Annotated in this window: 23 protein-coding genes and 2 pseudogenes; 14 read left to right on the top strand and 11 right to left on the bottom strand. The window is 65.1% G+C overall.

Annotated elements, in window-relative coordinates; genetic code table 11:
* The first annotated feature begins 116 nt into the window (after window positions 1–116).
* Window positions 117–1,592: a glucose-6-phosphate dehydrogenase gene (zwf, locus tag AB4Y36_RS32140; protein ID WP_069266013.1), complete on the top strand. Its 1,476-nt coding sequence runs from the start codon at window positions 117–119 to the stop codon at window positions 1,590–1,592.
* 52 nt (window positions 1,593–1,644) lie between these two features.
* On the opposite strand, the gene AB4Y36_RS32135 is transcribed toward zwf, so the two are convergent.
* Window positions 1,645–1,794, bottom strand: a complete 150-nt coding sequence (locus AB4Y36_RS32135) for a hypothetical protein (RefSeq protein ID WP_176732918.1) — start codon at window positions 1,792–1,794, stop codon at window positions 1,645–1,647.
* Between the two features lie 81 nt (window positions 1,795–1,875).
* Window positions 1,876–2,292 carry a MarR family winged helix-turn-helix transcriptional regulator gene (locus tag AB4Y36_RS32130; protein WP_133180547.1) on the bottom strand — a complete coding sequence of 139 codons (417 nt, stop codon included), beginning with the start codon at window positions 2,290–2,292 and terminating at the stop codon, window positions 1,876–1,878.
* A gap of 205 nt (window positions 2,293–2,497) precedes the next feature.
* On the opposite strand from AB4Y36_RS32130, the gene AB4Y36_RS32125 reads away from it, so the two are divergent.
* Both AB4Y36_RS32125 and AB4Y36_RS32120 read left to right on the top strand, forming a co-directional pair.
* Window positions 2,498–3,562 (top strand): alcohol dehydrogenase, encoded by a 1,065-nt coding sequence (locus AB4Y36_RS32125; RefSeq protein WP_368685157.1) that lies wholly within the window; start codon window positions 2,498–2,500, stop codon window positions 3,560–3,562.
* Between the two features lie 332 nt (window positions 3,563–3,894).
* Entirely contained in the window at window positions 3,895–6,024 is a 2,130-nt protein-coding gene (locus AB4Y36_RS32120; protein WP_368685138.1) for a tetratricopeptide repeat protein, read from the top strand.
* A gap of 43 nt (window positions 6,025–6,067) precedes the next feature.
* Here AB4Y36_RS32120 and AB4Y36_RS32115 read toward each other — a convergent pair whose 3' ends face one another.
* From AB4Y36_RS32115 to AB4Y36_RS32100, 4 genes are all read right to left on the bottom strand, one after another.
* Window positions 6,068–6,286 (bottom strand): hypothetical protein, encoded by a 219-nt coding sequence (locus tag AB4Y36_RS32115; protein WP_028206128.1) that lies wholly within the window; start codon window positions 6,284–6,286, stop codon window positions 6,068–6,070.
* A 187-nt stretch (window positions 6,287–6,473) separates the two neighbouring features.
* Window positions 6,474–6,755: a hypothetical protein gene (locus AB4Y36_RS32110; protein WP_368604760.1), complete on the bottom strand. Its 282-nt coding sequence runs from the start codon at window positions 6,753–6,755 to the stop codon at window positions 6,474–6,476.
* Entirely contained in the window at window positions 6,736–7,254 is a 519-nt protein-coding gene (locus AB4Y36_RS32105; protein WP_368685137.1) for a DUF2778 domain-containing protein, read from the bottom strand. Before AB4Y36_RS32105 ends, AB4Y36_RS32110 begins: the two co-directional genes overlap by 20 nt.
* 19 nt (window positions 7,255–7,273) lie before the next feature.
* Window positions 7,274–7,756, bottom strand: a complete 483-nt coding sequence (locus tag AB4Y36_RS32100; protein ID WP_368685136.1) for an Hcp family type VI secretion system effector — start codon at window positions 7,754–7,756, stop codon at window positions 7,274–7,276.
* Window positions 7,757–8,068: 312 nt separating this feature from the next.
* On the opposite strand from AB4Y36_RS32100, the gene AB4Y36_RS32095 reads away from it, so the two are divergent.
* The 4 genes from AB4Y36_RS32095 to AB4Y36_RS32080 all read left to right on the top strand — a co-directional run bounded on the left by AB4Y36_RS32095 (window position 8,069) and on the right by AB4Y36_RS32080 (window position 12,965).
* Complete coding sequence (locus tag AB4Y36_RS32095) at window positions 8,069–8,434, top strand: DUF1330 domain-containing protein (protein ID WP_342950175.1); 366 nt, start codon at window positions 8,069–8,071, stop codon at window positions 8,432–8,434.
* A gap of 139 nt (window positions 8,435–8,573) precedes the next feature.
* Window positions 8,574–9,038: a hypothetical protein gene (locus AB4Y36_RS32090; RefSeq protein ID WP_368685135.1), complete on the top strand. Its 465-nt coding sequence runs from the start codon at window positions 8,574–8,576 to the stop codon at window positions 9,036–9,038.
* A gap of 78 nt (window positions 9,039–9,116) precedes the next feature.
* On the top strand, window positions 9,117–11,246 hold the full coding sequence (locus tag AB4Y36_RS32085) for a phosphocholine-specific phospholipase C (RefSeq protein ID WP_368685134.1): 2,130 nt from the start codon (window positions 9,117–9,119) through the stop codon (window positions 11,244–11,246).
* 276 nt (window positions 11,247–11,522) lie between these two features.
* Window positions 11,523–12,965 carry an NAD-dependent succinate-semialdehyde dehydrogenase gene (locus AB4Y36_RS32080; RefSeq protein ID WP_069266019.1) on the top strand — a complete coding sequence of 481 codons (1,443 nt, stop codon included), beginning with the start codon at window positions 11,523–11,525 and terminating at the stop codon, window positions 12,963–12,965.
* Between the two features lie 35 nt (window positions 12,966–13,000).
* Here the strand turns inward: AB4Y36_RS32080 and AB4Y36_RS32075 are convergent, their stop codons facing one another.
* The gene (locus AB4Y36_RS32075) at window positions 13,001–13,399 is read right to left on the bottom strand and encodes a GFA family protein (RefSeq protein ID WP_069266020.1); all 399 of its coding nucleotides are present in this window, start codon (window positions 13,397–13,399) and stop codon (window positions 13,001–13,003) included.
* A 223-nt stretch (window positions 13,400–13,622) separates the two neighbouring features.
* On the opposite strand from AB4Y36_RS32075, the gene AB4Y36_RS32070 reads away from it, so the two are divergent.
* Entirely contained in the window at window positions 13,623–14,681 is a 1,059-nt protein-coding gene (locus AB4Y36_RS32070; protein WP_368685133.1) for a catalase family peroxidase, read from the top strand.
* Window positions 14,678–15,223: a cytochrome b gene (locus AB4Y36_RS32065; protein WP_368685132.1), complete on the top strand. Its 546-nt coding sequence runs from the start codon at window positions 14,678–14,680 to the stop codon at window positions 15,221–15,223. Before AB4Y36_RS32070 ends, AB4Y36_RS32065 begins: the two co-directional genes overlap by 4 nt.
* Before the next feature lie 3 nt (window positions 15,224–15,226).
* Here the strand turns inward: AB4Y36_RS32065 and AB4Y36_RS32060 are convergent.
* A pseudogene (locus tag AB4Y36_RS32060) lies at window positions 15,227–15,394 on the bottom strand (2-keto-3-deoxygluconate permease); the annotation flags it as partial.
* A 6-nt stretch (window positions 15,395–15,400) separates the two neighbouring features.
* On the opposite strand from AB4Y36_RS32060, the pseudogene AB4Y36_RS32055 reads away from it, so the two are divergent.
* Window positions 15,401–15,556 (top strand): annotated as a pseudogene (locus AB4Y36_RS32055) (DNA-binding transcriptional regulator KdgR); the annotation flags it as partial.
* Here the strand turns inward: AB4Y36_RS32055 and AB4Y36_RS32050 are convergent.
* From AB4Y36_RS32050 to AB4Y36_RS32040, 3 genes are read right to left on the bottom strand one after another with little or no spacing between them, the layout of a single operon-like run.
* Window positions 15,553–17,061, bottom strand: a complete 1,509-nt coding sequence (locus AB4Y36_RS32050; protein ID WP_368685131.1) for an efflux transporter outer membrane subunit — start codon at window positions 17,059–17,061, stop codon at window positions 15,553–15,555. The pseudogene AB4Y36_RS32055 and the gene AB4Y36_RS32050 overlap by 4 nt on opposite strands.
* Before the next feature lie 16 nt (window positions 17,062–17,077).
* On the bottom strand, window positions 17,078–18,724 hold the full coding sequence (locus AB4Y36_RS32045; RefSeq protein WP_368685130.1) for an MDR family MFS transporter: 1,647 nt from the start codon (window positions 18,722–18,724) through the stop codon (window positions 17,078–17,080).
* A complete protein-coding gene (locus AB4Y36_RS32040; protein ID WP_368685129.1) occupies window positions 18,660–19,796 on the bottom strand; it encodes an HlyD family secretion protein in 1,137 nt (378 codons plus the stop codon). Before AB4Y36_RS32040 ends, AB4Y36_RS32045 begins: the two co-directional genes overlap by 65 nt.
* Before the next feature lie 95 nt (window positions 19,797–19,891).
* On the opposite strand from AB4Y36_RS32040, the gene AB4Y36_RS32035 reads away from it, so the two are divergent.
* The 4 genes from AB4Y36_RS32035 to AB4Y36_RS32020 all read left to right on the top strand — a co-directional run bounded on the left by AB4Y36_RS32035 (window position 19,892) and on the right by AB4Y36_RS32020 (window position 22,735).
* The gene (locus tag AB4Y36_RS32035; protein WP_342950182.1) at window positions 19,892–20,614 is read left to right on the top strand and encodes a CerR family C-terminal domain-containing protein; all 723 of its coding nucleotides are present in this window, start codon (window positions 19,892–19,894) and stop codon (window positions 20,612–20,614) included.
* A 112-nt stretch (window positions 20,615–20,726) separates the two neighbouring features.
* A complete protein-coding gene (locus AB4Y36_RS32030) occupies window positions 20,727–21,362 on the top strand; it encodes a LysE family translocator (RefSeq protein WP_069266027.1) in 636 nt (211 codons plus the stop codon).
* A gap of 101 nt (window positions 21,363–21,463) precedes the next feature.
* Window positions 21,464–22,030: a TetR/AcrR family transcriptional regulator gene (locus AB4Y36_RS32025; RefSeq protein ID WP_368685128.1), complete on the top strand. Its 567-nt coding sequence runs from the start codon at window positions 21,464–21,466 to the stop codon at window positions 22,028–22,030.
* Between the two features lie 279 nt (window positions 22,031–22,309).
* Window positions 22,310–22,735, top strand: a complete 426-nt coding sequence (locus AB4Y36_RS32020; RefSeq protein ID WP_069266029.1) for an organic hydroperoxide resistance protein — start codon at window positions 22,310–22,312, stop codon at window positions 22,733–22,735.
* The last annotated feature ends 57 nt before the right edge of the window (window positions 22,736–22,792 follow it).

Genomic DNA, 22,792 nt, shown 5'->3' with positions numbered 1-22,792 from the left:
TGCACCATTAGCGTTTTCGCCGCACCCCGCTCTTGCGCCGGGTGCGGGTTCTGCAACCGCGCGCTAGCGGTCGTGCTCAACAACGTTGCCCGAGCGCGCGTCACCTCCGACCTGCCATGACGAATCAGCCTGCCCAAGCCTTGCCCGAACAGCCCGTCGACATGATCATTTTCGGCGGCGGAGGCGACCTGGCCGCGCGCAAACTGCTGCCCGCGCTCTACATGGCGCACCTGCACGGCAACCTGCCGCCGGAAACGCGCATCATTGCCGTGGGCCGCAAGAACTGGACGATCGACGACTATCGCAAGTTCATGGAAGAGCAGTCGCGTCCGTTCATCGACGCGAAAGCGTTCGATGCGCAAGCGTGGGACCGCTACCTGAACCTGTTCCAGTACGTGATCATCGACGTGAACGACCCCGTCAATTACGCGAACCTGAAGGCGGCGTCGCGCGAGCATGCCCTGCGCGTGTTCTATCTCTCGACTTCGCCGGAACTGTTCACGACGATTTGCGACAACCTCACGGCGGGCGGCCTGATCGACGGCAGCTCGCGTGTGGTGCTCGAAAAGCCGCTCGGCCACGATCTCGCCTCGGCGCAGGAGATCAACGAATCGGTGGGCCGGCACTTCTCCGAATCGCAGATCTACCGGATCGACCACTATCTGGGCAAGGAAACGGTGCAGAACCTGATGGTGCTGCGCTTCGGCAACCCGATCTTCGGGCCGCTATGGCAAGCGCCGTATATCCGCAGCGTGCAGATCACGGTGGCGGAAACGGTGGGCGTGGGCAGCCGCGCGGGCTTCTACGATCACACCGGCGCGCTGCGCGACATGGTGCAGAACCACCTGCTGCAACTGCTGTGCATCGTGGCGATGGAACCGCCCGTCTCGCTCGACCCGGACGCCGTGCGCGACGAAAAGCTCAAGGTGCTGCGCTCGTTGCGCCCCATGTCGCTCGCCGATATCGCACGCGACACCGTGCGCGGCCAGTACGCGGCAGGCGCCGTGGACGGCCAGCCCGTGAAGGGTTATCTGCAGGAAGACAACGTGCCGGCCGACAGCAAGGCGGAAACGTTCGTCGCGCTGCGCGCGCACATCAACAACTGGCGCTGGGCCAACGTGCCGTTTTTCCTGCGCACGGGCAAGCGCATGCAGAAGCGCCAGTCGGAAATCGTGATCGAATTCGCAGACCTGCCGTTCTCCATCTTCCCGAGCGGCCCGCGCAATTACGGCAACCGCCTCGTGATCCAGCTGCAGCCGGAGGAGTCGATCCAGTTGCAGATGCTCGCGAAGGAGCCGGGCAGCGGCATGAACATGCTGCCTGTGAGCCTGAATCTCGACCTGCAGCAGGCCATCCCCGAGCGCCGCGCAGAAGCCTACGAGCGCTTGCTGATCGACGTGATTCGCGGCCGCCTCACGCACTTCATGCGTCGCGACGAACTGGAAGCCGCATGGACGTGGGTCGAGCCGATTCTCGACGGCTGGAAGGAGCTGAACGACCGCCCGCGCACTTACACGGCGGGCACGTTCGGGCCGGCGGCATCGTCGGCGCTGCTCGCGCGCGAGAACATGTCGTGGGCCGAAGAGATGTAAATGTGAAGGACCGCGAGCGCCGCGCATCATGCGGGGCGCTCGCAGCACGGCTTTACCGGTCGCCCGAATCCGGACGAAAAAGATCGAAGCCGGCGAATACGATCACACCGCTGAGCGCCATCAACGGCACCGAATGGCGGCCGAGAAAAAGAACCGCGGCCGCAAGCCAGGTTGAAATACAGAAAGCGCCAATGCGCCGCATGATGCCACTCCCTACTCTTTAATGCCTTTTTGAATGAAGCGTGGCGGCGCATGACGCGTGCCGCACGTTTGCAGCCCGACATCAGCCCAACGTGGCCCGCGCCGTGCGCAGACGCGACACCGTATCCACGAACGCCTCCCCGCCGAGCGTGCGCTTCAGGCGGCTCGCGACCGTCGCGCTCGCCGCATTGAGCGCTTCGCGAATCGCGATGGCCTGGGCCGTGGGCACGATCGCCACTTCGCGGCCGTCGCCATCCGTGCGCTGGCGCTCAACGTAGCCGCGCGCCTCCAGGCCGTCGAGCACGCGCGTGGCCGTGGGGCGCGCGATGGAGAGCAGATCGGCCAGTTCGCGCTGCGGCAAACCGGGACGCTCCAGCACGGCGCGCAGCATGAAACCCTGCGGCGGCGTGAGCTCGAAGCACTCGAAGGCTTGCGCCCATTCGCGCTCGAGGCGCCGCGCGAGCGCCGTGGTGTTGAAGTAAAGGCAATGATCGAACATGCACACAGGATAACCCAATATAGTTAGCTATGCAACGATCTACTCCGAACGCATGTGCCGGGCCTTCTGACAAATCAAAGCGCGCAGCAGCAGAAAATAGAACGATCGGACGAATTTAGACGGCATCGGCTATGATGCAAAGACGCCGCAATCGTCTGGCCGGGCATGGCCGCCGTATACAACACTCACGGAGACATCGATGCAAATGCGCTGTTACTGCGTTATCCATCACGGCAAGCCGCTCGAACTGGTCGAGCGCGACGTGCCCGAACCCAAGGGCACCGAGGTATTGCTGCGTGTGAAGGCCGCGGGCCTGTGCCACTCCGATCTGCACATCTGGGAGGGCTATTACGACCTGGGCGGCGGCAAGAAGCTCTCGCTCGCCGACCGCGGCATCAAGCTGCCGCTCACGCCGAGCCATGAAATCTGCGGCGAGGTTGCGGCGCTCGGCCCCGACGCGCAAGGCGCACCGGAAGCGCTCGCGGCGGGCACGTCGGTAGTGGTGCATCCGTGGATCGGCTGCGGCGCATGCGCGGCCTGCGAGCGCGGCGAAGAGAACATCTGCGCGAAGCCGCAATCGCTTGGCGTGCTGCGCGACGGCGGCTTTGCCGATTACGTGATCGTGCCGCATCCGCGCTATCTCGTGGATCTCGCCGGCCTCGATCCCGTCAAGGCCGCGCCGCTCGCCTGCGCGGGTGTGACGACGTATTCGGCGGTGAAGAAGTTCGGCGCGCGCATCCATGAAGGCCCCGTGGTCGTGATCGGCGCGGGCGGCCTCGGCATGATGGCGCTCGAAGTGCTCAAGGCGATGGGCGCACAGGGCGCGATCGTCGTGGACGTGGACCCCGCGAAGCGCGAAGCCGCGCTTGCGGCGGGCGCGCTCGCGGCAATCGATGCGCGCGCGGACGACGCCGTGCAGCAAATTATCGCGGCAACGGGCGGCGGCGCACGCGCGGCGCTCGACCTCGTCGGCGCGACGCCCACCGTCAAGCTCGCGCTCGACTCCTGCGCGCGCGGCGGCCACGTGGTGATCGTCGGGCTGATGGGCGGCGACCTCACGCTCTCGCTGCCCGTCATCCCGATGCGGCCGTTGAGGATCGAGGGCAGCTACGTGGGCACGCTGCCCGAGTTGCGCGAACTCGTGACGCTGATGCGCGAAGGCAAGATGCAGCCCTCGCCCGTCTCCACGCGGCCGCTCACGGAAATCAACGCGGCGTTCGAAGCGCTCATGCAGGGCAAGGTGGTCGGGCGGCAAATACTGGTGCCCTGATGCGTTGCATCGCGCGCGGCCTGTTTCGGCGCGCGCGATAGCAAATCGTTCGGAATTCGAATCAACCGGGGAGATCGGCCCACGGCGTCGATTCCCCTTCTGCGCGCGCAAGCGCCCCGAACGCCCCCTATGGTCTACCCCGGGCGCTCGCTCCATTTTGCAAGCCACCTGCAAGCTTTTGCGGGCCGGATGCGCTTATCGCCCGAATAAGCGCACCGGATGCGCTCAATTCGCGCCGTTGACTGAGCACGAGCTGTCGTAATCTCGACACTGCCGCATTGTCCGTGTCGCCCACGCGTCGCGCCCCGTCTCTTACGATTTTCACTGTGACCATGTCGACGCCCCTCGCGCCCGCCCCCGACGACATCCTGCTCGAAGCCAATGCGCATTGCGAAGCGCACCGCTTCGCCGACGCACTCGCGTTGCTCGAACCGCATGTCGGCGGCCAACCCGATGCAATGGACGACGCCGCGCTCGCGCCGGCGCTCAATCTCGCGGCCCTGAGCGCCATGGGTACGGGCGACGCGGCGCGCGCCCAGGCGTTGTGGCAGCGCTGCCTCGCGGCAAAACCCGACTTCGCGCAGGCGTACAGCGGCCTCGCTGCACTCTTTGCGGCGCTCGGCGTCCTCGATCGGGCCCAGGCGCTCTATGAACGGCTGCTGAGCCTCACGCCCGCCGACGCCGACGCACGCAGCAACCTGGGCGTCGTCCTGCAGCGCCAGGCGCGCCACGCCGAAGCGGAAGCCGCCTTTCGCGCCGTGCTCGTGGACCGCCCAGATCACGCCGACGCCCACTACAACCTCGGCCTCCTGCTACAGGGACAAGGCCGCCACGCAGACGCCGAAAACGCGTTTCGCGGCGCCGTCGCGGCGAATGCGCGTCATGCGAAGGCATACAACGCGCTGGGCACACTGCTGCGGGATCAGGCACGCGGCGACGAAGCCGCCGAAGCTTTTCGCCAGGCCCTGCTGATCCATCCGCAGTATCCGGAGGCGCTCAACAATCTCGCCACGCTGCTCAAGGCGTCCGGCAAGCTCGCCGAAGCGGAACTCGCGGTGCGTCTCGCGCTGCAGATTCGCCCCAATTTCGTCGATGCGCTGAACAACCTGGGTTGCGTGCTCACCGACCTCGAGCGCGTACCCGAGGCGGAGACGGCTTTTCGCCAGACGCTCGCACTCGCGCCGAATCACGCCGAAGCGCAGTACAACCTCGGCGTCGCGCTGCATACGCTCGAACGGATGCCCGAGGCCGAAGCGGCGTATCGCGAGACGCTGCGCCGCCTGCCGGGCCGCGTCGAGGCGTATAACAATCTCGCCTGTGTGCTGATGGCGCTCGGGCGCCGCGCCGAAGCGCTCGACGTGCTCCAGGAAGCCATCGCCGTGCGGCCCGATTTCGCCGAGGCGCACTTCAATATCGCGAGCCTGCACAAGGAATACGGCCGGCTCGACGAAGCCGAGGCCGGCTACCGCCGCGCGCTCGACGCGAACCCGGAATACGGCGACGCGAAGTTCCGCCTCGCCACGCTACTCATCAGCATGGGCCGCTTCGAAGAAGGCTTCTCGCGCTACGAATGCCGCTACACCATGCCCGGCTTCGTGCATCACGCGACGCAACGTCTGCTCCAGTGTCCCGCCTGGCAGGGCGAGCCGCTCGCCGGCAAATCGCTGCTGCTATGGCAGGAAGACGGCCTCGGCGACATGCTGCAATTCGGGCGCTACGCGCGCCTGCTCAAGGAACAGGGCGCGACGCACGTCGCGTTCGCCTGCCAGCCGCCCCTGCAGCGGCTCTTTCGCAGCGTGGACGGCATCGACGCCGTGCTGGGCCATGAAGCCGGCGCAGCGGCAGCCGGCCAGTTCGACTACTGGGTGAGCCCGATCAGCGTGCCCCACCGCCTGGGCACGACGCTGGAGACCATCCCCGCGCCGCTCATCTATACGCCCGAGTCCGCGCTCGTCGAGCACTGGGGGGCGCGCCTCGCCACGCTCGCGCCGGGCCCGCGCATCGGCATCATCTGGAAGGGCAATCCGAAGCATTTCAACGACGCGCATCGCTCGCTGCCCTCGCTGGCCGCGCTCGCTCCGCTCTGGAACCTGCCGGGCGTGCAGTTCGTGAGCCTGCAAAAAGGTCAGGGAGAAGACGAGGCGCAGAATCCGCCCGCGAGCCTGCCGCTGCTCCACCTCGGCACCGACGTGCGCGATTTCGTCGATACCGCGGCGATCATCGCGCAGCTCGATCTCGTGATTTGCGTGGATACGTCCACGGCGCATCTGACGGCGTCGCTCGGCAAACCGTGCTGGGTGCTGCTGCCGCAGTACGACCTCGACTGGCGCTGGATGCACGAGCGCGAAGACTCGCCGTGGTATCCGGGCACGATGCGCCTGTTCCGCCAGCGTATGAACGAGGCGTGGAGCGCTGTTGTGGAGCGCGTGCGCGCGGCATGCGCGGAGCGCTTCGGCGTTTGAAAATTCGCGGGATTTCGGGGGATGAGGGAGGCGCTACCGCGCCTCAATCCCAGATGTTGCGGAACGCCACGGCGGCGATCACCGGCACGCACATGACGAGCGGAATGGCGAAGTACGGAATCTCCAGATCGACGACCCACTTGTAGACGATCCAGCCGATACCCAGCGCGAGCGTGAGTACGCCCACGAGCGCAGTGAGGGTGTTCAGCAGCCACGTGGGCGGCTGCTTGCGCGCGGGTTTATTCTCGGGTGACGGGTTCATGGCGGCGATGGCGGAAAACGAAAGCGTCTCGATCCGGAGTGCGGATGGTGGGTATTTTACTCTCAGAGATGCCAGGCGATTGACCCGCGCCACAATAGGCATTTGCATGGACAGCGCCGCTCGAACCTGAGCAGATCACAGCGCTCGACGCTCCGCTCACCAACATCGCACTCCGACGGCATTACGGTTAGCCTCGGGCCGTCATGCCCCGGCGCTTTGTCCAGTAGTAGCGCCAGAATTTGACGATCGTCGCATATAGAAAAACCGTAACGACGAGTTCTGCAATTAGCATCACTGGAATGTAGAGATCGTCCGGATCCCGGATACCCATGCGGTTTGAAACAGATAGCCACATGGAAAGCTGGCTCTCAGGCATCCGCAGCGGATACGTATGGACGTAGCGAACGGAAAGCAAAAACAATCCGACGAACAATGTCGCTTTAGCGAGCCTACGGGCAAGTGTCGCCATATGCTATTACCTCGATAGTTCCATACGCGCGAAGTCCCGAGTCACGAGCCGAGACGGCAGGCGTGTGCAACAGAGCCTGCCGGATCCTCGCGAAATCGGCATAACTCGGCAAGGTGATGCAGCCTAACGAGATACCGCGGCCTCCAGCCGGATGCAAGCGGAAGTGTCCGCGCTCTACGCCTTTAACCCACGTGAAATCGTCAATCTTTCCGTCGTCGCGGTAGAGCGCGAACCACTCCGAATGATGGGAAGGGATACCAGTGACGGTATTCCACGCGTCTTTCGTCCAGGTCCAGGCCTGCGACCCGATACCACCTTTAGGTCGGTCCACTATCCAGTATCGACCGGAAGGGATCGGACCGTTGTCCGGAATTGCTGTACACCCTCCCCGGTTGCGATATATACCGTTACCCGAGAACGCACTAAACGTTCCGACTCCGCAAATCGCCAAAGGTGAGAAAGGCGCGTTGTTCACGAAGAATTTTCCTTGCAGGGCCATTTGACGCTTCTCCCAATAATCAGCGCTCAGTCCATGCGTCGGTGTGTTTTATGTTTCCATCCGTGTAGTGCCACGTGATGCGATCGTACATCATGGAAACACATTCAACGTGATTCAGCGCCGATGCTTGTGCCAGCTTGATATTAACCATACCGGGATTGACACCAGTGATTTTCACACCCTCCAGGAGCATGATGAAATACACCTCTTCCCTTCCGGCGTCATTGATGCGATACCACTTTATTTCCGCTGATTTCAGCGTTTGCCCTCTTGATACTGCTTTATAAAGATAAGGGCTGGAGGCATCAAATTCCTTCTCTATCACCATCGGCGCATGCGTGCGCGCACCGGTAACTTTTCCGGCGATGCTGTCCACGGGAAGGTTGACTCCGTGACTGAAGCTGATGATTTCGATACTCCCTTCACGACTTTCGACCGTCGACGAGCCCCTGATATCGGCGCCACCATCATCTTTAAGCCATAAATGAGCAGGAATTGGCATATCGAAATACTCCCTCGAAAAGCGAATGAGCCTCGCGCCACAACGGGGCCATTTGAACAGCCATGCGCGATTAGAACGGTGAACCCACACTTCTACCCGAGGGATCTCTCCTGCGCAATGAAGGTGCAATGGGAATTGGGTAAATAGTGCCTTAGCCCGATACAGGTCAAGAAAAAGCCTTTCGAGAGAGGCTTAATCGAGAGGAAGGGCCGCCACTCCCGCGGTCTTTACCTCCCAGGTAATCGATTCCCTGCCCGGCGCGCCCTATTCTCGCAAGCGTGGCCCCACCCTTTCACGCTCACGAGACCTGCCATGACCGCCTACGCCATTGCCCATCTGCGCGACGTCGAACCTTGCCCCGCCATCGTCGAATATCTGGAGAAGATCGACGCCACGCTCGCCCCTTTCGGCGGCCGCTTCATCATTCACGGAGGACGCGTGGAGCGGCTCGAGGGCAAGTTTTCCGGCGACCTCATCATGATCGAATTCGCGAACCGCGAGATCGCGCGCGCCTGGTATCGCTCGAGCGCCTATCAGGCGATCCTGCCGCTGCGCGCGGAGCACTCGCGCGGCGAAGTGTTCCTGATCGATCAAGTCGAGATGCCGCATCGCGCGACAGACGTGCTGCGTCCCGCTCACGAAAACGGCTCTGGAAAGCGAAAGGATTTCGTTAACTAGCGATCGGCAGCGATTGGTTATCGCACGGCACGTTTGCAAAGAAAATTCATCGTGTGCAAACGTTTTCGTGCATTTCACAATTCTTTCTTCATCGACGGCGAAACTGTGCGCGACCCATCCCCACAGAACGGATGCGCACATGAGAATACGCCTTCCCAACCGCGTGTCGACGACCCTGTCGACCGCGGCGATCGTTGTACTCGCAACCATCATGCTCGCTGCATGCGGCCCGGGCGACGGCTCGTCGGCAGCTTCGTCGACGGCTGATCCATCGGAAAGTCAGAGCGCCGCAACGCAATCGCAATCGCCGTTGGCGAATAGCGCGCGCATATCGCCGCTGCCGACCGACACGAACACGGCGGCGAATGCGTCGGCGAACGCCTCGACCGACACTTCGGCGAACCCGAGCGCCATACCCGCTTACGGCGCGAACGCGGCCACCGCCACGAACAACGCGAGCGACCCCGTGCAAGGCGCACAGGCCAGCCTCGCCGCCGACAGCGACCAGGTCACGCCGGTCTTGAGCTACGCGCCGGGAGACAGCGCGCAGACCCAGGCCAGCAACGGCAACGATTCCGGCAGTCCCGCAACATCCAGCCATTGAAGCATTGCACCTGCGTGCCCTTGTGCGAGTACGCCGTCGGGCACGACACTCCAACCCCAAGCAGAAAGGTGAGCAACAATGACGTCAAACAGCCGTCGCCGTTTCCTGCAGACCGTCGCGCAATCGGGCGCCGCCGCCGCAGCGATGACCGTTCTTCCCGAATCGATCCGCAATGCGCTGGCCATTCCGGCCAATTCGCGCACCGGCACGATCCGCGATGTCGAGCACATCGTCGTGTTCATGCAGGAGAACCGTTCGTTCGACCACTACTTCGGCCATATGCGCGGCGTACGCGGCTATAACGACCGCCTGCCCATTGCGCTGCCGGGCGGCCTGCCGGTGTGGTACCAGCCGTCGAAAGAAGACGCCACGAAGCCCGTGCTGCCGTTCCACCTCGACACGTTCAAGACGAGCGCGCAATGCGTGGGCGACCTCGACCACTCGTGGTACCCGACGCAGTACGCAATCAACAACGGTCTGTACAACCAGTGGCCGCAGTACAAGACCGACATGACGATGGGTTATTACCTTCGCGCGGACATTCCGTTCCACTACGCGCTGGCCGACGCCTTCACGGTGTGCGACAACTACTTCTGCTCGCTGCCTGGCCCAACGCACCCGAACCGCTCGTATCTCATGACCGGCATGGTCGATCCGACCGGCACGATGGGCGGCCCGCTACTCGACAACAACGACTTCGTGGACGGCGACGTGCCGCCCACGTACCAATTGCTTTCGTGGACGACCTACCCCGAGCGCCTGCAGGCCGCCGGCATCTCCTGGCAGATCTACCAGCAGGGCACGAACGGCAGCGACCCGCTGAACGGCAACTACGGCACGAACATCCTGCAGAACTTCGCGAACTTCATCAACGCGCAACCCGGCTCGGCGCTTTATCAGCGCGCGCAAACGGTGCGCACCATCGCCGACCTGAAAAACGACGTACTCCAGAACAATTTGCCGCAAGTCTCATGGCTGCTGCCCCCCGCGGCGTTCTCGGAGCATCCGAAGTACACGCCGGCCTATGGCGCCGAATACACTTCGCAGATCATCGAAGCGCTGACTTCGAATCCCGATGTGTGGAGCAGGACCGTGCTCTTCATCATGTATGACGAGAACGACGGCTTCTTCGACCACATCGTGCCGCCGCAGCCGCCCACGACGTCCGCGCAGGGCAAGTCGACGGTGAGCGTGGCCGGCGAGATCCACAACGTGGTCAACCCGCTGCGCGGCGGCAAGTACACTGCCGACGGCCTGCCCTATGGTCTCGGACCGCGCGTGCCGATGACGGTCGTCTCGCCGTGGACCAAGGGCGGCTTCGTCTGCTCGCAGGTGTTCGACCACACGTCGGTGATCCGCTTCATCGAGGCGCGTTTCGGTGTGCAGGAGCCCAACATCACGGCGTGGCGCCGCGCGGTGTGCGGCGACCTCACCACGTGCTTCGACTTCCGCACGCCCGACGCCACGATGCCCGCGCTGCCCGACACGAGCAACTACATGGCGCTCGCCGACAAGCAGTGCTCGGCCAACTCGGCGCCCACGGTGCCGGCCACGCCGCTGCCGATCGACGCGCAGGAGCCCGGCGTGCGCTACGCGCGTGCGCTGCCCTACGAGCTTCATGTGAACGGGAAGGCCGAAGCGCAGAACAACACGCTGTCGATCACGTTCGCGAACAAGGGCCGCCAGGGCGCGCACTTCTACGTGTACGGCACGAACCGCAGTGACGGCCCGTGGCGCTATACGGTCGAAGCGGGCAAGTCGCTCGACGACACGTGGGACCTCACCGTGACGAACGGCGTCTATGCGTTCGAGGTGCATGGCCCGAACGGCTTCTTGCGCCGCTTTGCGGGTACGGCCGCGCAATCGGGTCCGGGCAAGTCGGGCCGCGCACCGGCGCCTGCCGTGACGGCGCATTACGACGTGGCCAACGGCAACCTCTTCCTCAGGTTCTCGAACGCGGGCAGCAGCGTCGCGCACCTGAACGTGACCGACAACGCCTATGGCGCGCACGAGCGCAACGTCGTCGTGCCGGCCGGCGCGCAAATCGACGAAGTCTGGGTTCTTGCCTCGAGCCATCACTGGTACGACCTCACGGTCACGAGCCGCGACGACGCGACGTTTGCCTGGCGCTTCGCCGGACACATCGAGAACGGCCGGCCGAGCATCAGCGATCCGGCGGCCGTTGCGCCGGTCACGAAGCTGAGCTGAGCTGAGCCCAGCACAGGACGAAGGTCTGACGATTGCTTTTCTGTTCTCTGGTTGCGGCGCCTTCAGGCGCCGTTTTTTTTGCCCTCGCGCAGCGGATGCACTCCGTCTCAAAGTGTGGGTAAAAGGGGCCAACGCACCCTTCGCAATGGCACGCCCTGCAGCCTCGGCGAAGCAGTGGCACAATGGGCGCTCCGCATTTTCCGGCGCCCGCCGCGCGCAATGCCGTGCGCGCAGGCGGGCGCCTGTCGTTGAACCGTTGACAAGGATCGTCCCATCATGAGTTCCAGCGTGAAGCCCTATCCCGACACCCAGATCTACATCGACGGCGCATGGCGCGCCGGCGCGAAGACGATTGCCGTGATCGACCCCGCGACCGAAGCGGAAATCGGCCGCCTGAGCCTCGCGAGCGAGCAGGACCTTTCGGATGCGGCCAGCGCGGCAGAGCGCGCCTTCCGCGAATGGCGCAAGGTCTCGCCGCTCGAGCGCAGCAAGCTCATGCGCCGCGCGGCTCAATTGCTGCGCGATCGCGCAGACGACATCGCCGCGATCATGACGCGCGAGCAGGGCAAGCCGTTTGGCGAAGCGAAGCTCGAAACGCTCGCGGGCGGCGACACGATCGACTGGTTCGCCGAAGAAGGCCGCCGCACCTATGGCCGCGTGATTCCCTCGCGTACTGACGCCGTTCGCCAGATCGTCACGCGCGAGCCGGTGGGTCCGGTCGCCGCGTTCACGCCCTGGAACTTCCCGCTCAATCAGGCCGTGCGCAAGGTGTCGGCCGCGCTCGCCTCGGGCTGTACCGTCGTGCTCAAGGGACCGGAAGAAACGCCGGCCAGCTGCGCCGAACTCGTGAAGGTGTTCACCGACGCGGGCCTGCCCGCAGGCGTGCTGAACCTCGTGTTCGGCGTGCCCGCGGAAGTGTCGTCGTACCTGATCGCGCATCCGGCGATCCGCAAAATTTCGTTCACGGGCTCGACGCCGGTGGGCAAGCTGCTCGCCTCGAAGGCCGGCGAGCACATGAAGCGCGCCACGATGGAACTGGGCGGCCACGCCCCCGCCATCGTCTTCGCCGACGCGGACGTGCCGCGCGCCGCAAAGCTGCTCGCGAGCGCGAAGTTCCGCAACGCGGGCCAGGTGTGCATCTCCCCCACGCGCTTCATGGTGGAAGACGCCGCGTACGACGAGTTCGTCGAGCATTTCGTCGCGACGACGCGCGCGATCAAGGTGGGCAACGGTCTCGAAGACGGCGTGCAAATGGGCCCGCTCGCGAACGACCGCCGCCTCGCCGCCATGGAGCGCCTCGTCGCCGACGCGCGCGAACAGGGCGCGAAGGTGCTGACGGGCGGCGAACGCGTGGGCCGCGAAGGCTACTTCTTCGCACCGACCGTGCTCACCGACGTGCCGCTATCCGCGCGCATCATGAACGAAGAGCCGTTCGGCCCGATCGCGCCGATCTCGCGTTTTTCGAGCTACAAGGACGCGATCGTCGAAGCGAACCGTCTGCCGTACGGTCTCGCCGCGTATGCCTACACGCGTTCGAGCGCGACTTCGGCCGCTCTCTCCGACGACGTGGAAACCGGCATGCTGTCGATCAACCACCACGGCCTCGCCCTGCCGGAAACGCCGTTCGGCGGCGTGAAGGACTCGGGTTACGGCTCGGAAGGCGGCAGCGAAGCGATGGAAGCCTATCTCGTCACGAAGTTCGTGACCGAGCATCGTTGATCGCTTCGCTTTGAAAACGCGCGCGCTTCTCCGGCTTACGGCCCGGGAAGCGCACGCGGATATTGCGGCAAGCCGTCCGCGAGCTGCACCCAGGCCAGCTTTTGCGAGGTCCAGCTGTGATTGTCGGGCGGCGCGTCGTCGGGACGATCGAGCGTGCCGGTCGCGATGTCGATCTCGCCCACGAACGCCGCGTGCCGGTACGTGAGCGGCGTGCCACAATCGGCGCAGAACGCGCGCTCGACACCCGGACTCGACGCATGCGTTTTCGTTGCGCCCGCAACGAGCCGGAACGCACTCCACGGCACGCTGAGCCAGCCGACGAACGGCGCACCTGTTGCACGCCGGCAATCCGCGCAATGGCATACCGTGCTGCCGACCGGCGCAGCCGAAATCTGGTAGCGGACCTTGCCGCATGAACAGCCGCCAGTCAGCATCGCTCTCTCCTTCGCACACCTCGCCTGCTCAACGCTTTCGGCACGGTAACCACGACCGCCCGGGCATGGTTGCACGAATTCGCGTCGCGCATGGAATAAAACGCGGCGACGTGTTGTTGACGCCAGTAACGACCCTCGGACCATCGACTGGATCCATCATGCATACACTCGCACACATTTCGCTTTCGCATACGTTGCGGCGCATGCGCACCGGAGCCCGCCCGTGAACCGCGCCTCGATCTGCGTGCCGTGCCGGCTCGCGGCCATTGCGGTGGTGGTGGGTTGCGCTGGCGCGGCATTTGCATGGACGGCCGGCTGGCTCACGCCGAAGCGCATCACCGCGCCACATATCATCAATACGTTCGAGTCGAACTACGGCATCCACACGGGCTATCGGCGCAATCACGCCAAGGGGCTTTGCGTGGAAGGCTGGTTCGAAAGCAATGGCAACGGCGCGCAGGTCTCGCGAGCAGCGGTGTTCGCGCCAGGACGCACACCCGTGATCGGACGCTTCGCCATTCCCGGCAGCAACCCCGGCGCGCCGGACGCGAGCACGCCCGTGCGCAGCATGGCGTTGCTGTTCCAGCTGCAGGACGGCGAGCAGTGGCGCACCGGCATGAATTCCGTGCCCATCTTCGTCGTTCGCACCCCGAAGCAGTTCTATAGCCAGCTAGTCGCCTCGAAGCCGGACCCGGCGACGGGCAAGCCCGATCCCGCGAAGCTCGACGCCTTCTTCCAGGCGAACCCGGAAACGCTGCCGTTCCGCCAGTGGCTCAAGGCGCACCCGCCCTCCTCCAGTTTCGCGAATACGGCGTTCTACAGCGTCAACGCGTTCATCGCGACCGATGCCGCGGGCAACCAGCACGCCGTGCGCTGGCAGACCGTGCCCGAAGTGGCTTATGCACCGCAAACCGCGGCAGAAAAGGCCAATCCGAACTTCCTCGCCGACGACTTCTCCACGCGTTTCGCCGGAGGACCGCTACGCTGGCATCTGGTGCTCGCGGTCGCCGCACCGGGCGACCCCACGAACGACGCCACGCTGTCATGGCCCGCGGACCGCCAGCAGATCGACGCCGGCACGCTGGTCTTGCAGCGCGCCGAGCCGCAAGCCAACGGCATGTGCCGCGACGTGAACTACGATCCGACCATCCTGCCCAACGGCCTGAAGCCTTCGGACGACCCCTTGCTCGCCGCCCGTTCGGCAGCGTATGCCGTTTCGTTCAATCGACGCACGCGTGAAGAGGCCAACCTCACGCAAACGCATGGAGACGCGCAGCCATGAAACAACCGGGCCAACACTTCAGCGCACTCCAGCGCCTGCTTCACTGGTCGATGGCAGTCCTGATCGTTACGATGCTGTTCGTCGGCGTAGGGATGGTCTCGACCGTCTCGAGGCTGCATGACACCTTGATCGCGCTCCACCGGCCGCTGGGTATCGCGCTGCTCGCGCTCGTGCTGCTGCGCGTGGCCGTGCGGCTCACGCGCGGCGCGCCGCCCCTGCCGGCCGATCTGCCCGTCTGGCAGCGCCTCGGCGCGCACGCCTCGCATCTCGTCCTCTATGCGTTGATGATCGCCATGCCGCTGATCGGCTGGTCGATGCTATCCGCGGGCGGCTATCCCATCGTGATGTTCGGCGGCGTGCACCTGCCGCCCATCGTGCCGCATAACGTCACGCTCTATGCATGGCTGCGCGCCGCGCATACGTGGCTTGCGATGGCGCTCTACGCGACTGTGCTGCTGCATCTGGGCGCCGCGCTTTTTCACGCGCTCATTCGCCGTGACGGCGTACTCGCCAGCATGGCACGCGGCGAGGCACGCAGCTGACGCGAGCATCGGCACGAGGATCGCGGTCACGGGGCAGGCGGTGGCGACCATCGCCGTCGCCGCCGGCACGAGCGGTTCGAAACGCGGAATCATCTCGCCGATGATGGCCGGATTCGCCACCGCCGCGCCCGCCGTTGACGATGCCGCGAGGCCCGCCGTACCGTTGCCGCCCGCAACGCCGGCCTCTCGATCTCGTTTCCGACCATGCGCTGCGGCGCGGATACGAAAGCGCACTACGTCGCCCTGCTCAAGCGCGCAGGTGCGGCGATCTCGGCGCGGCTCGGCTATCGTGAGCCGGCCGTGCACGAGCATGCGCCTGCCGAACCCTGTTAGCCCGGCGCGGCGGCTGTCGCGACCGTGGCTGCCGCAGTGGTCTGCCAGCCGAGACCGAGGCTCTTCTGCAGCGACACGAAGTCCTTGAGCAAATCGGCCTGGCCCGACACCACGTTCTGCTGCGCGGCGAATTCCGTGCGCTGCGTGTCGAGCAGGTCGACGAGGCTCGACGCCCCCGCGCGGTAGCGCTGGCGCATGAGCGTCGCCGAACGCTCGGCGGAAACCTGCACCTTCTGCAAAGTCACCAGATGCTCGCGCTGATAGCCATAGCGCGAGAGCGACGCGTTGGCGTCCTGCAACGCCGCGAGGACGGCCTTCTCGTAATGCGCTTCGGCTTCGTCGCGCGAAGCTTGCGCGCCGTGCACCGCGCCCAGCGTGCGCCCGAAGTCGAACACGTTCCACTGCAGATACGGCGCCCCAACCCAGCTGAAATTGCTTTTACGGAACAAGTGCCCCGGCTCAGCAGCCGTAAAGCCGAGGTCGCCGAACAGCGTGAGCTTGGGCAGAAAATCCGCCACGTGCTCGCCGATCTGCGCGTTGCTCGAGGCGAGGCGGCGCTCCGCCGCGCGAATATCGGGACGCTGCGCGAGCATCGTGGTGGGATCGCTCACGGGCACGCTGGCGGGCAGCGTGGGCAGCGGCTGCGCCGTCGCCAGTTCCGCATCCAGCGCGCCGGGCGCCTTGCCGGTGAGCACGGCCAGTTGATCCAGCGATATTTCCACTTGCGCCGCGAGCGGCGTAATCGTGGAGCGCGTGTTCTCCACCTGGGTGGTGAGCCGCTCCACGTCCACCTCGGCCGCCGTACCGCCCGCGCGGCGCTGCTCGGTGAGCGTGAGCATCTCCTGCTGCAGTTGCGCCGTGCGCTGCGCGATGGTCAGGCGCTGCTGCTCGTCGCGCAGGTCGATATAGGCCTGCGCGACTTCGGCCGCGAGCGATACCTGGGTATCCGCAAGATCGGCGTCCACGGCATCGGCTTCGTCGCTCGCTGCTTCCACGGCGCGGCGCGTGCCGCCGAACAGGTCGATTTCCCACGAGGCATCGAACCCCGCCGTGTAGAACGTGATCGGGCCGCCGCCCGAAGAGCCGCCCTGACCCGAGCTGCTGCTCGACGACGTCAAGGCGCCCAGGTTGGGCTCACGCATGCGGATCGCCGCCGCGCTCGCGCCGACCTTCGGCAGTTCGGCGGCGCGTTGCTGCTGCAGTTGCGCGCGCGAAGCGCGCAGACGCGCCTGCGCCGCGCGCAAATCGGGATTGTGGGCAAGCGCCGCTTCGATCAGCGTGTTCAGTTGCGGGTCGTTCAGCGCAAGCCACCATTGGCTCGGTGCACGCGCGGGCGTCACGCCTTGCGCGGGCGTGCGCAGGAACGAAGCGGCGTTCGCCGCTTCCGGCGCGACGGCCGGTGCGCCGTGATAGTCGGGGCCGACGGTGCAGGCGGCCAGCGAGCAGGCGGCCGCGAACGCGCTCAGCGCGGCGTAGGAGATTCGGGAGTAACGGGTTGCCGTCATGAGTCAGTGATAATCTTCAGTGGCCGCCAGACGGCGTTTGTGCGCCAGGCTGCGGCTTCTTGAGCAGGAGCGCGAGCGGCACGCACGTCGCCAGCGCGATGCCGAGCACCCAGAATGTTTCGGAGTACGTGATGACCATCGATTGCTGCGTGATCTGCGCCGCGATCTGGCCGAGCGCCTGCATTTGCGAATGCGCCATGTCGCCCGTCTGCGTGAACCAGCTGGCCGCGCTCCCGGCCACGCGCTCCTGGCCGATGACCGAATTGGCGCTGAGCGATTCGCGCAGCACGGCGGTATGGAACGTCTCGCGCCGGTCGATGAGCGTGCCGATGATCGCAAGACCCACCGAGCCGCCCAGATTGCGCGCCATGTTGTAGAGGCCGGCCGCGTCGCCGGAATCTTCGCGCGACACCGCTGCCATCGACGCCTGGTTCAGCGGCATCATCGCGAGCATTTGCGCGACGCCGCGCACGAGCTGCGACCAGACGAAATCGTGACCGACGCTCTGCGCCGTGAGCGAAATGTCGAGCATGCAACTCAACGTGAAGAGCAGCAGCCCGGACACCACCAGGATGCGAAAGTCCACCTTGGCTAGCAAGCGCGGCAGAATCGGCATCACGAGGAAAGCGGGCAGCCCCGAAAGCAGCATGATCGCGCCGGACTGCTGCGCGTTGTAGCCGGCGACGAGGCTCAGAAACTGCGGCAGCAGGTACGATATACCGTAGAGCCCGGCGCCCACTGCAAACACGATGATGATGACGCTCGCATAGCGCGGATTGCGCATGAGCGACAGACGCAGAATCGGCTTTTTCGCGGTGAACTGCGAAAGCGCGATGAGCACCATGCCCGCGAGCGAGACCCATGTGAGCGTGACGATGAAGCTCGACTCGAACCAGCGTTCGCGCTGGCCTTCCTCGAGCACGACGGTCAGCGAACTCAGGCCCACTGCCAGTCCGCCAATGCCGAGCCAGTCCGCCTTGAGAAAGGCTTCCCAGTGCGGCCGGTCGGGCTCGAGGCCGACGATAAGCAGCGTGATGAGTGCGAGACACACCGGCAAATTGATGAAGAAGCACCAGCTCCAGCTGATGTTCTCCGCCAGCCAGCCGCCCACCACGGGCCCGAGCAGCGGGCCGAGCAGCACGATCAGGCCGAACACCGTCATGCCCACGGGCAGTTGCGAAAGCGGCAGGCGCGTGCGGATGATGGTCTGCCCGGTCGGAATCATCGCGCCGCCCGTGAAGCCCTGGCCGATACGCCCGGCGATCATCATGCCGAGCGTAGTCGACCAGCCGCACATCATCGAAAAGGCGATGAAGAGCGCCGAATTCGCCAGCAGGAAATTTCGCAGTCCGAACACCCGCGTGAGCCACGCGGCGAGCGGAATCATCACGATCTCGGACATCAGATAGCCCGTGGAGATCCACGTACCCTCGGTGCCGGTCGCGCCAATCTGCCCCTGGATCTGCGGCAGCGCCGAGTTCGTGATGGAAATGTCGAGCGTGGCCATCAATGCGCCCAGCGCACCCGCCGCGACGGCGATCCAGTCGGCCGCGCTCGCGCGCTCGCCGTGCGGATGCGGCACCGCTGCGCGAGCCGTATTAGCCACGGTGGTTCTCTTGGTCGATACGGCGGTCGTCCTCACGCGCGGAGCGCGTGTCGACATCGACGGTCACCGACATGCCCGGCAGCAGCACGCTGCGCGTTTCGGGCCCGGTATCGAGGCGGATGCGCACCGGCACGCGCTGCACGATCTTCGTGAAGTTGCCGGTGGCGTTCTCGGGCGGCAAGAGCGCGAACTGCGCGCCGGTACCCGGCGAGAAGCTGTCCACCACGCCGTGCAGCGTGTGGCCAGGCAGCGCGTCGACATGCAGCTCCACGGGCTGGCCCGCGCGCATGCGGCCGATCTGCGTTTCCTTGAAGTTCGCTGTGAGGTAGGTGCGTTGCACCGGCACGACGGTCAGCATGCGCGTGCCCGGCTGCACGTACTGGCCCACACGGACGGTGCGGTCGCCCACGCGGCCCGCCAGTGCGCTCTTCACCACGGTATTGTCGAGGTCGAGTTGCGATTGCGCGGCGTTCGCACGCGCCGCCTCGAGCTGCGCGCGCGCCTGCGAGAGCTGCGCGTTCAGCGCCGAGATCTGCGAGCGTGCGGACGTGACGGCGGCTGCGTCGGCGGCGAGCGTGGCCTGCGCCTTGTCGCGTTCGCTCTTCAGTTCGGCAAGCCGTTCGGTCGTTTCTGCCCCCGTGGCCGCGAGCGGCGCGTAGCGCGCCACTTCGTCGTTCGCGTGGCGCAGGCTCACCTGGGCGACTTCCTGCTGCGCCTGTGCCTGAGCGACGTTCGCCCGCTGCTGCTCGATCTGCGCCTGCGCATGCTCGATGTCCGCTGTGCGCGCATCGACGGTGGCCTGCGCCTGGTCGAGCGCCACCTGATACTGGCGCGCGTCGAGCTTCACGAGCGGGTCGCCCATTTTCACGGCCTGGTTGTCGGCCACGTAGACGTCCGTCACATAGCCGCTCACCTTCGGGGCGATCGTCACGCTGTCGGCCTGCAGATAGGCGTCGTCAGTGGATTCGATGAAGCGCCCGACGACCCACCAGTGGCCCAGCCACACCGCAGCGGCGATGAGCGCCGCCAGTCCCAGCAGGATCAGAAGGGTTCGTTTCGCGCCGCTGCGCGCAGGTGCAGCGGCGGCGTCCGGCGCGTCGCGTCCGGGCGCGCCTGCAGTCGTAGACATGTTGTTGATTCTCAATTTATTCCAGTCGGCAAAATTATTCCACCTGGAAAAATTGTGTCAAGTGTTATATTTCGCAGGGATACGAAAGGAAATGCATGAGCGAAGGTAAGAAACTGCGACGCTCGCCCGACGGAGGCTATGCGCGTGGCGACGAGACACGTCGCAAGATCATCGAGGCGGCCATCAGCCTGTTCGGGCAGCACGGCTTCGACGGCGCCTCCACGCGCGACATCGCCGCGCGCGCGGGCGTGAACGCGCCGGCGCTGCAGTATTACTTCGAGAACAAGGAAGGCCTCTATCGCGCCTGCGCGGAGTCGATCGCCGACGAATCGTGGCAATCGTTCGCGCCGGCCGTGCTGCGTGCACGCGAAGCGCTCGAGCACAACGCGGACGTCGAAGCGCTGATCGACGCCTTCATCGACATCCAGTCGGCCGTGGCCGACCGTTCCTTCGTCAAGCAGCACGGGCCGGACCAGCGTCTCTTCTTCGCGCGCGAACAGGGCGGCGGCGAACCGGAGATCGGCTCGGAAATCCTGCGTGAGCGCGTGCGCTCGCCGCTGAACACCATCAACGTGGAACTGCTCGAACGCATTACCGGCATGCCGGCCCACGATCCGCTCACCGTGGTGCGCATGTTCAGCCTGTATGGGCAGTTTCTGCTTTTCTTCATCGCCCGCCGCTCCACGCTCTCGATGCTCGGCTGGGACGACATCGACAGGGCGAAGGCCGATTTTCTGAAAGAGAGCATCGCGGAACAAACGCGCGTGCTGCTGCGCCACTGGAACCGCGAGCGCGACAAGCCCAATCGCTCAAGATAACTAAGCACTATTCAGGCGGCCGGCACGATCCCGCGGCGCCAGTGAGGAATCCCCGCGGCGCATCTGCGCGCGTGTTAGCGTTCGAATTTCCCACCCGCATGGAGCCGCCAGCATGTCTCCCCTCGCCGCCGTTGCCAGCATTCTCCTCGCTGTCCTGATCGGGGCCATGAGCCCCGGGCCGAGCTTCGTGCTCGTCGCGCGCAACTCGATCGGTCTCTCGCGCCGCGACGGCGTCGCCACCGCGCTCGGCATGGGCACGGGTGCGATCTGCTTCGCGGGCATCGCACTCGCCGGGCTCTACACCCTGCTTGCCACCGTGGCCTGGCTGTACGCCGCGCTCAAGATCGCAGGCGGCGCCTATCTGCTCTATATCGCTTCGCGCATCTGGCGCGGCGCGGGCTCGCCCGTCACGGTGAGCAGGACGGCCGCACCCGGCGAGCGCCCCGGCAAGTCGTACTGGAGCGGCCTCACCACCCAGCTCAGCAACCCGAAAACGGCCATTGCCTACGGCGGCATCTTCGTCGCGCTGCTGCCGCATAACCCGCCGCTGTGGTGCTACTTCGCGTTGCCACCGCTCGTCTTCGCGATCGAAACCGGCTGGTACACGGTCGTCGCGCTGTGCTTTTCGAGCCAGCGTCCGCGCGATCTCTATCTGCGCGCCAAGAGCTGGATCGACCGCGTTGCGGCCGGCGCGATCGGGGCCTTGGGCCTGCGCCTCATTTTCAGCGCCGGGCATCGCGGGATCTGACGCCGCCCCGCCGGACGCGGCCAGAAGGTCGCGCCCGGCGGACTGGAATTTATTTCGTGAGGCGCTTGACAATCTATCTTCCAGTAGATAAATTGGAGCCCATGAACACGAAGCTGACAGTGCGGGAGCAGGTTCTCGACCACGCCATCACCCTCATGATGCTGTGCGGCTACAACGGGTTCAGCTACCGCGACCTGTCAGAGCTGGTGGGCGTGAAAACGTCGAGCATCCACTATTACTTCCCGTCGAAAGACGACCTGGTGCTCGAAGCGGTGAGCCAGTACAGCGGCGAAGTCATGGCGGGATTGCAGTCGATCGACGCGGCGCTGCCGGCGCGCGAAAAGCTCGCTACGTACACGCGGCTCTTCGGCAAGACGCTGGGCGACGGCAACCAGATCTGTCTGTGCGGCATGCTGGCCGCCGACATCGAATCGCTGCCGGAAACTGTGCGTCACGCGGTGCAGGCGTTCTTCCGCGCCAACGAAAGCTGGCTGGCCGAGGTGCTGGCTCAAGGCGCGAAAGAAGGCACGCTGGTCGTGCGGGGCAAGCCGGAAAGCTCGGCCCGTACGTTGTTCGCGGCCTTGCAGGGCAGCGTCCTGGCGAGCCGGTTGTTCCATACGAAGTCGCGCCTCGAAGATGTCGAAGCCATGTGGCGCGTGGCTCAGTAACGTACTCTGGCCTGAAACACGGGGCGGCTCAGCGCCCTTTTATCGGGCCGCGAATTCTATCTTCTGATAGATAGCTAGAAAGAGGAGCATCATGAACGTGTTTCGACGGCCGGAAATCTATCTGTCAATAGATAGAATACAAAAACTGACGACCGGAAATTCGCAAGCGCAGCTCTTCTGCTGGACCCTGGTGCACATGGCTGTCGCCTTGCATCAGTAAATTGAATGCCGTACTCCGCCGTACCTTCAACGAACCGTCTTTGTTCAAAGGAGCCTGTCATGTCGATCGAAAAAGTCCTCTACCGCGCCGAAGCCAACGTCACCGGCGGCCGCGACGGCCGTGCCGTCATTCCCGCCAGCAACCTGGACCTCAAGCTCACCACGCCGCGCGAACTCGGCGGCGCGGGCGGCGACGGCACGAACCCCGAGCAGCTGTTCGCCGCGGGCTACAGCGCATGCTTCATCGGCGCGATGAAGTTCGTCTCGGCGCGCGACAAGATTGCCCTGCCCGCCGATGTCTCGATCACCGGCAATGTCGGCATCGGCCAGATTCCGAATGGCTTCGGCATCGAAGTCGAACTGAAGATTTCGTTGCCCGGCATGGATCGCGCGGCCGCCCAGGCGCTCGTCGACAAGGCCCATATCGTGTGCCCGTACTCGAACGCCACGCGCGGCAACATCGACGTGACGCTCACGATCGTCTAAGCCGCGAGCCGCATGCAGCACGCGCCGAGGGCCGCCAAAAGCGGCCCTCGGCCTATG

Origin of the sequence: Paraburkholderia sp. BR10936, assembly GCF_040965735.1 — a bacterium.
Classification (GTDB): Bacteria; Pseudomonadota; Gammaproteobacteria; order Burkholderiales; family Burkholderiaceae; genus Paraburkholderia; species Paraburkholderia nodosa_A.
The sequence above is the reverse complement of the archived record's forward strand: the minus strand, read 5'-3'. Positions and strand labels throughout refer to the sequence as shown.